The organism is Serratia oryzae (assembly GCF_001976145.1).
Lineage (GTDB): Bacteria > Pseudomonadota > Gammaproteobacteria > Enterobacterales > Enterobacteriaceae > Chania > Chania oryzae.
This window is the reverse complement of record NZ_MOXD01000014.1, coordinates 13,592-26,704: the sequence shown is the minus strand read 5'-3', so window position 1 is coordinate 26,704 and position 13,113 is coordinate 13,592. Positions and strand designations below refer to the sequence as shown.

At 54.3% G+C, this 13,113-nt stretch carries 10 protein-coding genes; 4 read left to right on the top strand and 6 right to left on the bottom strand.

What is annotated here, in order from left to right:
- Positions 1–10 precede the first annotated feature (10 nt).
- Positions 11–1,213 carry a sodium/glutamate symporter gene (gene gltS / locus BMI79_RS20095; protein WP_076943927.1) on the bottom strand — a complete coding sequence of 401 codons (1,203 nt, stop codon included), beginning with the start codon at positions 1,211–1,213 and terminating at the stop codon, positions 11–13.
- A gap of 237 nt (positions 1,214–1,450) precedes the next feature.
- Here gltS and BMI79_RS20090 point away from each other — a divergent pair, with 237 nt between their 5' ends.
- Both BMI79_RS20090 and BMI79_RS20085 read left to right on the top strand, forming a co-directional pair.
- Entirely contained in the window at positions 1,451–2,845 is a 1,395-nt protein-coding gene (locus BMI79_RS20090) for a nucleobase:cation symporter-2 family protein (protein ID WP_076943926.1), read from the top strand.
- Positions 2,846–2,989: 144 nt separating this feature from the next.
- Positions 2,990–4,654 (top strand): AsmA family protein, encoded by a 1,665-nt coding sequence (locus BMI79_RS20085; protein ID WP_076943924.1) that lies wholly within the window; start codon positions 2,990–2,992, stop codon positions 4,652–4,654.
- A gap of 155 nt (positions 4,655–4,809) precedes the next feature.
- On the opposite strand, the gene fabY is transcribed toward BMI79_RS20085, so the two are convergent.
- The 5 genes from fabY to typA all read right to left on the bottom strand — a co-directional run bounded on the left by fabY (position 4,810) and on the right by typA (position 9,967).
- Positions 4,810–5,748, bottom strand: coding sequence for a fatty acid biosynthesis protein FabY (gene fabY / locus BMI79_RS20080; protein WP_076943923.1), 939 nt, complete (start codon positions 5,746–5,748; stop codon positions 4,810–4,812).
- Between the two features lie 150 nt (positions 5,749–5,898).
- A complete protein-coding gene (gene dtd / locus BMI79_RS20075) occupies positions 5,899–6,336 on the bottom strand; it encodes a D-aminoacyl-tRNA deacylase (RefSeq protein ID WP_076943921.1) in 438 nt (145 codons plus the stop codon).
- Positions 6,333–7,211 carry a virulence factor BrkB family protein gene (locus BMI79_RS20070; RefSeq protein ID WP_076943920.1) on the bottom strand — a complete coding sequence of 293 codons (879 nt, stop codon included), beginning with the start codon at positions 7,209–7,211 and terminating at the stop codon, positions 6,333–6,335. The genes dtd and BMI79_RS20070 overlap by 4 nt, the downstream gene beginning before the upstream one ends.
- 174 nt (positions 7,212–7,385) lie before the next feature.
- On the bottom strand, positions 7,386–7,976 hold the full coding sequence (gene yihX / locus BMI79_RS20065) for a glucose-1-phosphatase (RefSeq protein WP_076943919.1): 591 nt from the start codon (positions 7,974–7,976) through the stop codon (positions 7,386–7,388).
- A gap of 167 nt (positions 7,977–8,143) precedes the next feature.
- On the bottom strand, positions 8,144–9,967 hold the full coding sequence (typA, locus tag BMI79_RS20060) for a ribosome-dependent GTPase TypA (RefSeq protein WP_076943917.1): 1,824 nt from the start codon (positions 9,965–9,967) through the stop codon (positions 8,144–8,146).
- A gap of 372 nt (positions 9,968–10,339) precedes the next feature.
- Here typA and glnA point away from each other — a divergent pair, with 372 nt between their 5' ends.
- A complete protein-coding gene (gene glnA / locus BMI79_RS20055) occupies positions 10,340–11,749 on the top strand; it encodes a glutamate--ammonia ligase (protein WP_076943916.1) in 1,410 nt (469 codons plus the stop codon).
- 307 nt (positions 11,750–12,056) lie between these two features.
- Complete coding sequence (gene glnL, locus BMI79_RS20050; protein ID WP_076943915.1) at positions 12,057–13,106, top strand: nitrogen regulation protein NR(II); 1,050 nt, start codon at positions 12,057–12,059, stop codon at positions 13,104–13,106.
- Positions 13,107–13,113 lie beyond the last annotated feature (7 nt).

The following is a 13,113-nucleotide window of genomic DNA, read 5'->3' as shown; positions in this document are numbered from 1 at the left end:
CCTACATCCCTTAACCAAACATCGGCAACATCAAGTACAGCTTAATCACGATGGCATTGGCGATATCGATAAAGAACGCCCCCACCATCGGCACCACCAGAAACGACAGGTGCGAAGGGCCAAAGCGATCGGTAATCGCCTGCATATTGGCAATGGCGGTCGGCGTTGCCCCCATACCAAAACCACAGTGCCCCGCCGCCAGCACCGCAGCATCATAGTTTTTGCCCATCACGCGGTAGGTCACAAAGATCGCATACAGCGCCATCACCAAGGCCTGCACCACCAGGATCGCCAGCATCGGCAATGCCAAGGAGGCCAGTTCCCACAAACGCAGGCTCATCAGCGCCATCGCCAGAAACAGCGACAGGCTGACGTTACCCAACACCGAAACGGCACGTTCGAACACCGTATAGAAACCGGTGGCCGACAGCGTGTTACTGAGGATCACCCCGACAAACAGCACGCAGACAAACATGGGCAGTTCGAAGGTACTGCCGCTCAGTAATCCAAAAATAAATTTCCCGAGGCTCAGGCAGATAGCGATCATGGCGATGGTTTCGATCATCACCAGTGAAGTGATCAAACGGCCACTTTCCGGTTTTTCAAACCCGCTCGGCTGCACGCTATCTTCCGGCGTTCCTTCCGGCGTTGAAGAGTGCTTCACCAGATACCGCGCCACCGGGCCACCGATCAGCCCCCCGAGTACCAGGCCAAAAGTCGCGCAAGCTATTGCAACTTCAGTAGCATTCTCAAAGCCATAGCGTTCAATAAACACTTTGCTCCAGGCGGCACCGGTGCCATGGCCACCAGAAAGCGTAATCGAACCGGCAATCAAGCCCATCAGCGGATTCAGGCCCAGTATTTTCGCCATGCCGATACCAATGGCGTTTTGCACCAGCAGTAAACCCAGCACCACAAACACAAAGACAAACAGCGCCTTACCCCCTGCACGCAAACGCGCCAGGTTAGCGTTCAGGCCAATGGTGGCGAAAAAAGCTAGCATCAGGGGATCTCTCAGCGACATATCAAAGCTGACCTCCCAATCAACGGTTTTTTTCGCCAGCAACAGAAGCAATGCCACCAACAAACCGCCCGCAACCGGGGCCGGAATAGTATATTTTCTCAGCCAAGGGATGGAACGGACACATTTGCCCCCGAGGAGCAAAACCAGCGTGGCAGCAACTAAAGTGCCATAGGTATCGAGATGGAACATCTCAAGTACTCCATGTAAGAATCGATATACAATAAATTATAAACCATAAATTTCGTCAGGTTTTTAACTCGATGAGCAGTGAATTATTAGTGGAAACAACTAATAAAAAAAGAAAAAATGAATAAAAATGTGACCTCCATAAGGTTAGAGCTTACAAAAATATTCGCGCGCAACCGTTTGCTTTTGTGAGGCGGATCATTAAAATGCCTCCTTTGCCGCTTCAGGGAACGCCACACCATGTCCATTCAATCCGCTGAGCTCGATGCCATACAAAAAACATCAGCAACCGCGCCACGCACCAGTGAACTGATTTATCACTTGGAAGATCGCCCGCCGCTGCCGCAGACCCTGTTTGCCGCCGGTCAACATTTGCTGGCAATGTTTGTCGCCGTGATCACCCCGGCCCTGCTGATCTGCCAGGCACTGGGTTTGCCCGCGCAAGATACACAGCGCATTATCAGCATGTCGCTGTTTGCTTCAGGCCTGGCCTCCATTCTGCAAATCAAAACCTGGGGGCCGGTGGGTTCTGGCCTGCTGTCCATTCAGGGCACCAGCTTTAACTTTGTCTCGCCGCTGATTATGGGCGGGCTGGCGTTGAAAAACGGCGGTGCCGACGTGCCAACCATGATGGCGGCGCTGTTCGGCACGCTGATGGTGGCTTCCTGTACTGAAATTTTGCTCTCCAGGGTGCTGCACCTGGCGCGCCGCATTATTACCCCGCTGGTATCCGGTATTGTGGTGATGATTATCGGCCTGTCGCTGATTCAGGTTGGCCTGACCTCCATCGGCGGTGGCTACGCGGCCATGAATGACCATACCTTTGGTGCCCCGAAAAATCTGTTGCTGGCTGGCGTGGTGCTGGTGGTGATTATCCTGCTCAATCGCCAACGCAACCCTTACCTGCGCGTGGCCTCACTGGTGATCGCCATGGCCGTCGGCTATCTGTTGGCCTGGGCGATGGGCATGCTGCCGGAAACCCAGCCGGTCACCAATACTGCCACGATCAATATCCCAACGCCGCTGTATTACGGCCTGGGCTTTGACTGGAACCTGCTGCTGCCGCTGATGCTGATCTTTATGGTGACCTCGTTGGAAACCATTGGCGATATCACGGCAACCTCCGACGTTTCCGAACAGCCGGTCAGCGGCCCGCTCTATATGAAGCGCCTCAAAGGCGGCGTGCTGGCCAACGGCCTGAACTCCATGCTGTCAGCGGTATTCAACACCTTCCCGAACTCCTGTTTCGGCCAGAACAACGGGGTGATCCAATTAACCGGCGTCGCCAGCCGCTACGTTGGCTTCGTCGTCGCCCTGATGCTGATCGTGCTGGGGCTGTTCCCTGCGGTTGCCGGTATCGTGCTGCACATTCCAGAGCCGGTTCTGGGGGGGGCCACCATTGTGATGTTTGGTACCATTGCCGCCTCTGGTGTGCGTATCGTTTCCCGCGAGACGCTGAACCGTCGTGCAATCATGATTATGGCGCTGTCGTTGGCCGTCGGGATGGGCGTTTCCCAGCAGCCACTGATCCTGCAGTTTGCCCCAGACTGGCTGAAAACCCTGTTCTCTTCCGGTATCGCCGCCGGGGGGATCACCGCCATTGTGCTGAACCTATTGTTCCCGCAGGAAAAATAACCGATTTCACGCAAAATGGTGAAACGGCCGATAGCAGAGCGCTAGCGGCCGTTTTTTTATTGTCTTTCAGGCTATTGCACTTGAGCTGGCGGGATAATTACGGCATAAACAGGGTATCTTTTCTGACCGCTACGGATTTGGACGATGAAATTTATCGGAAAGCTGTTGCTGACGTTGTTACTGCTGGCGGTGCTTGCCGTGGTGCTGGTTTACGTCTTGGGGCAAACGCGCTGGGCTGCGGGCTGGATGAGCCGCTGGATCAGTAACAACAGTGAATACCGCCTATCGGTGGAGAAAATCACCCATTCCTGGAGTAAACCAGGGCAGATCATGCTGGAAGGGGTCACCCTGGCCCAGGCTAATCAGCCACAGGCGCTGGCCGCCAAGCAGGTTGACTTGGCTTTCAGCTTACGGCAGATCACTGAGCCGCGTTACTTCGGCAGCGTGACGTTGCGCGATGGGACGCTCAACGTAAAACCACAGCAGGGCATGAGCTTGCCGCTACAGGCAGATACGCTGCAACTGAGCAATATGGCATTGCAATCTAACGATGCAGGCTGGCAGTTGGACGCGCAGAAGGTGAATGCGGGAGTGACTCCCTGGCAGCCAAGCGCTGGTCATCTACTGGGTGAAAACAACCAGTTCCAGTTCAGTGCCGGTTTGATGGTATTGAATGGTATTCCCGCCTCGCAAGTGCTGGTACAGGGTGAAATCAAGCAAGACCAATTGATACTGAGCGATTTTGGTGCCGATCTGGCTCAAGGGGATCTGACCGGTGTTGCCAGCCGCGCTGCCGACGGCAGCTGGCTGGTAGAACGCCTGCGCCTGAGCAAGGTACGCCTGCAAACCCCGCTGACGCTGGAACAGTTCTGGGGGCACTTCACCGCTCTGCCATCGATTACGGTGAAACGCTTTGATCTGATTGATGCACGCCTGGAAGGGAAAGATTGGGCAATTAACGATCTCGATTTATCACTGCAAAGCGTCACGTTCCAACAAGGTGACTGGAGCAGCCAGGATGGAACGCTCAGTTTTAATGCGGGCCACATTATTCACGGCAATTTCCATCTGATCGATCCGATCATCAGTATGCAGCTTTCACCGGCCGGTATCACCATTCAACAGTTCACCACCCGTTGGGAAGGCGGGCTGCTACGCACCTCCGGCAATTGGCTGCGCGCCAACAAGCGGTTGCAGCTTGATGAAGTGGCCATGGCCGCACTGGAGTATACGTTGCCCATCAATTGGCGCGCGCTCTGGCTGCAACCGCTGCCGAGCTGGTTAGCGCAAGTGTATATCGGCAAGCTGACGACCAACCGTAACCTGATTATCGATATCAATCCGGATTTCCCTTTCCAGATCACCGCATTGGATGGTTATGGCAGCAATCTGCTACTGGCAAACGACCATCAATGGGGCATCTGGTCCGGTTCATTGAAGCTCAACGGCAGCGATGCCACCTTCAACAAGGTTGACGTACGTCGCCCTTCTCTGGCGCTGGATGCTGATGCGCAGCAGATCAACGTTACCGAGCTGAGCGCCTTTATGCCTGATGGCCTGCTGGACGCCAAAGCTAACGTCAGCCAGCAACCCGGCAAACCATTCACGCTGTCTTTTGATGGGCGCTCAGTGCCATTAAATACCTTACAGCATTGGGGATGGCAGCCGGTGCCGTTGGAAGGTGAAGGTAACCTGCAATTGCAGTTGAAAGGGATGTTGAACGGAGATGGGTCGTTCAAGTCTTCACTACAGGGCCACCTGCAGGCGACCAGTAAAGAAGGGCAAACGCTGGAGCAACAGCTGCCATAAACGCAATACCGTTCGTTAAGGCTAACCTGTTAGGTGAGGGGCTCCTCTGCACAACAAGCCCCCTCACCCCGCCCCCTTCCACAGGGAGAAGGAGGCCGTACCTTCAGCCTTTGCTGCATCTTTATGCTGTTTTTCGCTTAGACGAGTATAGCTGACTACGCTTCTGAACCGCCCTTGTCCAACGGTTCATCCGGTTCGGCAGGCAGCACCATATAGGTGCCCTCAAATATAGCCCCTTCATCCTCATCACCAAACAAATGGACCTCCGCCTGCACCCGTGCCCGGCGGCCGCGGGCCAAACGAGCGAGATCGCCACTGAGTGAGCTGAGATCCGCCACCGCACGCGGGCGGCCGGTGATAGGTTTGCTGTAACGAATATGGGCATCCGCCAGAATAATGGTGCCGCCCAGATGGCGCTCACGCAGCAGCAGCCAGATCAACCCCCAGGCGGTCAGCGTCGCCAGCGAAAACAGGCTGCCGGCAAACAGCGTATGATGCGGGTTCTGGTTGCCCACCTCCGGCATGGTGGTGACAAAACGCTGCCCGGTATACTGGCTGATACGCACGCCCATCTTTTCGCTCAGCGGAATATGCTCGTACCAGGCCTGCTGCAGTTGCCCGCACCAGTCAGGGCGATGCAGGATATCATCCAGCGTGGCTACCGGCTTAATCATCAGATAGTGACGGATTGGCGTGGTTTGCGGGGCAGTGATCTCCCCCTGATTAATAAAGCCCAGTTTGGCAAAGAAATCGACGGCATCTTCACGCGCGCTACACACCACCCGCTTCACCCCTTCCTGGCGCGCGACCGACTCCAGCGTCATCGCCACCAGCGTGCCCAGGCCTTTGTCTTGCACCGTAGGGTCGACCGCCAGAAAGCGGATGGCGGCTTCGTTATCCGCATTGATATACAACCGCCCAATGGCCACAATCTTGCCATTCTCGTCCACCACCATCTGATGGTGCGCCATGGCGTCGTAGGCATCCTTTTCCGAACCCACTGGCTGATGCAATGGCTTGCGCAGCATTTCCCAGCGAAACTGGTAGTACGCTTTCAGTTCTTGTTCTGTTACGGGAACTCGTAGGTGATACATAGACGCCTTCTCTCTCGTGTACTCTACATAATTCGAGTTGCGGCTAGGCGGCAAGTGCACGCGTCCCCAGGAGCTTATACGCGGTAAGTGACTGGGATGAGTGCACGTAGCCAACAACGATACAACTTGAAGTATGACGAGTATTAATACTTATACTTGCAGCCAGAATGTTACCGGTCCATCGTTCACCAGTGCCACTTTCATATCGGCGGCAAACTCACCGGTCTGGGTTTCCATCCCGCGCTCACGGCACTGACCAACAAAATACTGATACAGCCGATCGGCATCGCTCGGCGCAGCGCCCCGCGAGAAGCTCGGGCGCATACCTTTTTGCGTGTCGGCAACCAGAGTAAACTGCGACACCACCAGCACGCTGCCACCGGCTTGCTGTACGTTGAGGTTCATCTTGTCGTTCTCATCGCCAAAGATGCGGTATCCCAGCACTCGCTCACACAGGCGCTCGGCTTTTTGTTCGTTATCGTCCGCCTCAACCCCCAACAGCACTAACAAGCCGGGGCCAATCTTGCCTACCGTCTGGCCTTCAACCACTACGCTAGCATTTAACACCCGCTGAATTAACGCAATCATAAATGCTCTTCCTGCCCCCATTTCTGCTGTTGCTGATAGACACGATATTCACTCAACGTAACGGTGATTTCGGCACCGAGTAACACGATACACCAGCTCCAATACACCCACAGGAATAAAATGGGAATCACCGCCAACACGCCATAGATCAGCTGATAAGACGGAAACATGGTGACGTAAAACGCAAAAGCCTTTTTACCCAGTTCAAACAGTACCCCGGCCACCAGAGCACCGACCAGCGCATCCTTTGGCGGCACCCGCACTGTAGGGACGATACTGTACAGCAGCCAGAAAGATACCCACGACAGGAGCAATGGAAAAACCCGCAGTACTTCATCAATCAGGCCATTAACGCCGGTTTGTGCCAGCCAATTCAGCGACAACAGATAAGAGCTGATCGCCATGCTGGCCCCCACCAACAGCGGCCCCAAGGTCAGCACCATCCAATAAACCGCAAAAGAAAACACGATCGGGCGTTTATTCTTGCTGCGCCAAATGGTGTTCAGCACGGTATCCACCGAGGATATCAGCAACAGCGCGGTAATTATCAGGCCGCAGGTCCCTACCGCCGTCATCTTGTTGGAGTTGGCAACAAACTGCTCGAGGTAACGTTGGATCACGTTACCAGCAGCAGGCATAAAATTAGAGAAAATAAAGCTTTTCAACTGGACGCTGATGTCAGAAAACATCGGGAAAGCAGCAAACAGCGCAAACACTACGGTAATCAGCGGCACCAGAGAAAGCAAAGAAACATAGGCCAGATGGCCTGCCAACATGGTCAAGCCATCGTGATCGATACGTTTCATCAGCAACCGCCCGAAGGTCACTCCGGGTTTAAACGGCGCAGACAGCTTTTTTCGGCGGAAAAACGACATATCCACTCCTTGAGATCGAGCCCTACGCCTTAAGCTTATACCCAAAATAATTCGAGTTGCTTGTAGGCGGCAAGCGCTGGGGAGCCCAGGAGCATAGATAACTATGTGACTGGGGCGACAGCGCGCAGCCAACACCCAAGCAGCTTGAAGTATAACGGGTATAACGCGCGGTGTTTATTGAGCAAAATAAGCCGGAATCACCTGCCGATCGGTCACCTGCACCGCTTTGATACCCAGCGCTTCGGCCGCTGCCACATTGGCGGCAACATCGTCGAAAAACACCGCATGCTCTGGCGGGGTATTTTCCGCAGCCAGCACATGCTGATAAATACTGGCATCGGGTTTGCGCATACCGATATCTTGCGACAGGTACATATGATCGGCCGCTTCAGCCACCTGCGGGTAGTGCTGCGGCCAGTAGTTGCAGTGCAGGCGGTTGGTATTTGACAACACCACCACGCGATGCCCCTCGGCGCGCAAGCGATGCATGATGTCGATCACCTCCGGGCGCAGGGCGACAAACACCGCCTGCCAGCCGGTGGCGAATTGTTCGAAACTGAGCGCAATCCCCATCTCCTCACAGAGTTTGGCAGCAAAATCTTCGTCGCTGATTTCACCGCGTTCGTGCTGCTGGAAGACTTCGCCCATGCTGAAACGATCGGTCAACATTGCCAGCGGTGTACCGCTCAAATTACTCCACACCCCCAGTACACGTTTGAAATCGATATCGACGATCACATTACCTAAATCAAAGATATACAGCATAGTCCTCTCCTGATGGGCCAGTGAGATTTTACTGTAACGGGAAAAGTTAAGGCTGAACAGGGAACAAAGGTGAAAAGCGCACGACAAGGCGTAGAAACGGGGGCAAAGGGGGAGAAAAACTCAGGGCGCCTTAACGCGCCCTAAGCATTGCGGATTAAATCGGTTGATTAACCTTCTTTAGGACCGCGGTTCGCACGCTTACGATCGTTTTCCGTCAGGTGACGCTTACGGATACGGATCGAGATTGGCGTCACTTCTACCAGTTCGTCATCATCGATAAATTCCAGAGCTTGCTCCAGAGACATCTTGATGGCGGGAACCAGGGTAGTCGCTTCGTCAGTACCAGAAGCACGCATGTTGGTCAGCTTTTTACCGGTCAGGCAGTTCACGGTCAGGTCGTTAGAGCGTGAGTGAATCCCGATGATCTGGCCTTCATACACTTCTGCACCGTGGCCCAGGAACAGCTTACCGCGATCTTGCAGGCCGAACAGGGCGAATGCTACCGCTTTACCCTGGCCGTTGGAGATCAGCACGCCGTTCTGACGCTGGCCCACTTCGCCTGGACGCACGTCGTCGTAGTGGCTGAAGGTGGAGTACAGCAGGCCAGTACCGGAAGTCATGGTCATGAATTCGTTACGGAAACCGATCAGGCCACGGCTTGGGATCACATAGTCAAGGCGGACACGGCCCTTGCCATCTGGGTCCATGTTTTTCAGATCGGCTTTACGCTCGCCCATCGCCTGCATCACAGAACCCTGATGCTGCTCTTCGATGTCCAGAGTCACGTTTTCGAATGGCTCCTGCTTGCGGCCATCGATTTCGCGGAAGATGACTTTCGGACGGGAAACCGCCAGTTCGAAACCTTCACGGCGCATGTTTTCGATCAGTACCGACAGGTGAAGCTCACCACGGCCTGAAACGCGGAATGCATCAGCATCGGCCGTTTCTTCCACGCGCAATGCCACGTTGTGTACCAGCTCTTTGTTCAGGCGCTCAAGGATCTGACGTGAAGTCACATACTTGCCTTCTTTACCGCAGAACGGTGAGGTGTTGACGTTAAAGAACATGCTGACGGTCGGCTCATCAACCGACAGAGCAGGCAGTGCTTCTACCGCATTCACATCACAGATGGTATCGGAGATATTCAGTTCGCCCAGACCGGTGATGGCGATGATGTCGCCTGCTTCAGCCACGCTGGCTTCGATGCGCTCCAGACCCATGTGGGTCAGTACCTTACCGATTTTACCGTTGCGGGTTTTGCCTTCGCTGTCGATAACCGTGATCTGCTGGTTAGGCTTCACTTTACCGCGCTTGATGCGGCCAATGCCGATAACGCCAACGTAGTTGTTGTAATCGAGTTGGGAAATCTGCATCTGGAACGGGGCATCCAGCTCAACCTTCGGCGCTGACACGTGGTCAACGATCGCCTGGTACAGCGGGGTCATGTCTTCGGCCATATCGTTATGGTCGGAACCCGCGATCCCCAGCAGAGCGGAAGCATAGATGATTGGGAAGTCGAGCTGTTCGTCGGTGGCGTCCAGGTTAACGAACAGATCGAAGACCTGATCAACAACCCAGTCAGGACGCGCACCAGGGCGGTCAACCTTATTGATAACCACGATCGGTTTCAGACCGTTAGCAAAGGCTTTCTTGGTCACGAAACGGGTTTGCGGCATTGGGCCATCCATCGCATCCACGACCAGCAGCACCGAGTCGACCATTGACATCACTCGCTCTACCTCACCGCCGAAGTCGGCGTGTCCTGGGGTATCTACGATGTTGATGCGGTAGTCTTTCCAATTAATGGCGGTGTTTTTTGCGAGGATGGTAATCCCACGCTCTTTCTCCAAATCGTTGGAGTCCATTACACGTTCAGTTGCTTCCGCACGCTCTCCGAAAGTACCGGATTGTTGCAGCAATTTGTCAACCAGGGTGGTTTTACCATGGTCAACGTGGGCAATAATGGCGATGTTACGCAAATTTTCGATCACAGCTTTGCCTCAGGCATTAGAAATAGCGCGCTATTGTACACGTATTAAGCGAGGGACTAAACAAGATCACAACACTCTCTTATAAACAACTGTGTACAGGTCAGTTTGTGATCTCATTCACGGTGCAAAAAGCAGCAATCAGTCGCGTTTTGCACCATTTAAGTGCCCCAGGCGGCATTATTTGCACCATACTAGTGCATTGCACCACCCGTGGTGCATACTACGGGTGGGTAAAACCCGCGCAGAAAGGCGATTATTTCGCTTTTAAAAAGTTGGCACAGTTTTCGCTTTAGTCTACACAAGGCGAAATCAAGCCAGTTTCCACAGATTCGTTCCACGACGACGACAACGATAAATCCGGGAGAGTTAAGTATGTCCGCTGAACACGTTTTAACGATGCTGAATGAGCATGAAGTGAAATTTGTAGACCTGCGCTTCACTGACACCAAGGGTAAAGAACAACACGTCACCATCCCTGCTCATCAGGTAAATGCCGACTTCTTCGAAGAAGGTAAAATGTTTGACGGCTCCTCAATCGGTGGTTGGAAAGGCATCAACGAATCTGACATGGTACTGATGCCAGATGCCAGCACGGCGGTTCTGGATCCGTTCTTTGAAGAATCTACGCTGATCATTCGCTGTGACATCCTTGAGCCTGGCACCATGCAGGGCTATGACCGTGACCCGCGTTCGATCTCCAAGCGTGCAGAAGATTTCCTGCGTTCTTCCGGCATCGCCGATACCGTGCTGTTCGGGCCAGAGCCAGAGTTCTTCCTGTTTGACGACGTGCGTTTCGGCAGCAGCATCCGTGGTTCCCACGTGAGCATTGATGACATTGAAGGCGCCTGGAACACCAGCACCAAATACGAAGGCGGTAACAAAGGCCACCGTCCAGCGGTGAAAGGCGGTTACTTCCCAGTACCACCGGTTGATTCTTCACAGGACATCCGCTCTACCATGTGTTTGACCATGGAAGAAATGGGCCTGGTGGTTGAAGCTCACCACCACGAAGTGGCTACCGCCGGTCAGAACGAAGTGGCAACCCGCTTCAACACCATGACCAAGAAAGCCGACGAAATCCAAATCTACAAATACGTGGTGCACAACGTGGCTCACGCATTTGGTAAAACCGCAACCTTTATGCCAAAACCGATGTTCGGTGATAACGGTTCCGGTATGCACTGCCACATGTCGCTGTCCAAGAACGGGACCAACCTGTTCGCTGGCGACAAATACGGCGGCCTGTCTGACATCGCGCTGTTCTACATCGGCGGTATCATCAAGCACGCCAAAGCGATCAACGCCCTGGCAAACCCAACCACCAACTCTTACAAGCGTTTGGTGCCAGGTTATGAAGCACCGGTGATGCTGGCTTATTCTGCCCGTAACCGTTCAGCGTCTATCCGTATCCCAGTGGTTGCCAGCCCGAAAGCGCGCCGTATTGAAGCTCGCTTCCCGGATCCAGCGGCTAACCCATACCTGTGCTTCGCCGCACTGCTGATGGCTGGCCTGGACGGCATCATCAACAAGATCCACCCTGGCGATGCCATGGATAAAAACCTGTATGACCTGCCGCCGGAAGAAGAAGCCGAGATTCCAAAAGTGGCTGGTTCTCTGGATGAAGCCATGGCTGCACTGAACGAAGACCGCGAGTTCCTGACCCGTGGCGGCGTGTTCACCGACGATGCGATCGATGCTTACATTGAACTGCGTAAAGAAGAGATGGACCGCGTTCGCATGACGCCGCACCCAGTAGAGTTTGAATTGTACTACAGCGTTTAAATGAGACCTTGCGCCATCTGTCGATGGCGCACCGGTTCAGTTGCCGTTTTTTTGTTGCCGTGGAAACTTTTTAGCCCATCTCTGATGGGCTTTTTTCTCCACTGTATTTTCTAAACTATTTCATACCGCGATAGTGCAGGATGGAGTAGGATGGATGCACTAAAAAGGTGCAGAAGTCTGCTGTGCCCAAGGAGTTTCATGGGGCCAGACTAGCAACCGAGCACATCCCCTGAAGCTTGGTCAGCAAAATAACCGCGGTGAACAAGGCCGGCCAACAACGCTGTGCCTTGAAAGATAAAGGGCATATATGGCAACTGGCAAGCTACCCGACGCTGGGCAGATCCTCAATTCTCTTATCAATAGCATCCTGCTGTTGGACGATCGGCTTGCTGTTCATTATGCCAACCCGGCGGCACAGCAGCTGCTGGCCCAGAGTTCCCGTAAACTTTTCGGTACGCCACTGCCTGAACTGCTGGGCTATTTTTCGCTCAACATCGAGCTGATGCGTGAGAGCCTCAATGCTGGCCAAGGCTTCACCGATAATGAAGTCACCTTGGTGATCGACAGCCGCGCACATATTCTCTCTCTGACCGCCCAGGCACTGCCGGAAGGCTTTATCCTGATCGAGCTGGCACCAATGGATAACCAGCGCCGCCTAAGCCAGGAGCAGCTACAGCACGCTCAGCAAGTGGCAGCGCGCGATCTGGTGCGCGGATTGGCACATGAAATCAAGAACCCACTCGGCGGCCTGCGCGGCGCAGCACAGTTGCTGGCCAAAGCGCTGCCCGACCCGGTGCTGACCGAATACACCAAGGTGATCATTGAACAGGCCGATCGGCTGCGTAATCTGGTGGATCGCCTGTTGGGGCCGCAGCGGCCTGGGCAACATATTACCCAAAGTATTCATCAGGTTGCAGAACGCGTTTGCCAGTTGGTGTCGTTGGAAAAACCGGATAACGTCACGCTGGTGCGTGATTACGACCCCAGCCTGCCAGAGCTGGCGCACGATCCGGATCAGATAGAACAGGTTTTGCTCAACATCACCCGCAACGCTCTGCAGGCGCTGGGTCAAGCAGGCGGCACCATCACGCTGCGTACGCGCACCGCGTTTCAGATCACTTTGCACGGTACGCGTTATCGGTTGGCAGCACGCATCGATATCGAAGATGACGGCCCCGGCGTCCCGGCGCTGCTGCAAGATACCCTGTTTTACCCGATGGTCAGTGGCCGCGAGGGGGGGACCGGCCTGGGATTGTCTATCGCCCGTAATCTTATCGATCAGCATTGCGGAAAAATTGAATTTAACAGTTGGCCAGGACATACCGAATTCTCGGTCTACCTGCCTATTCGCCAGTGAGGTTTGC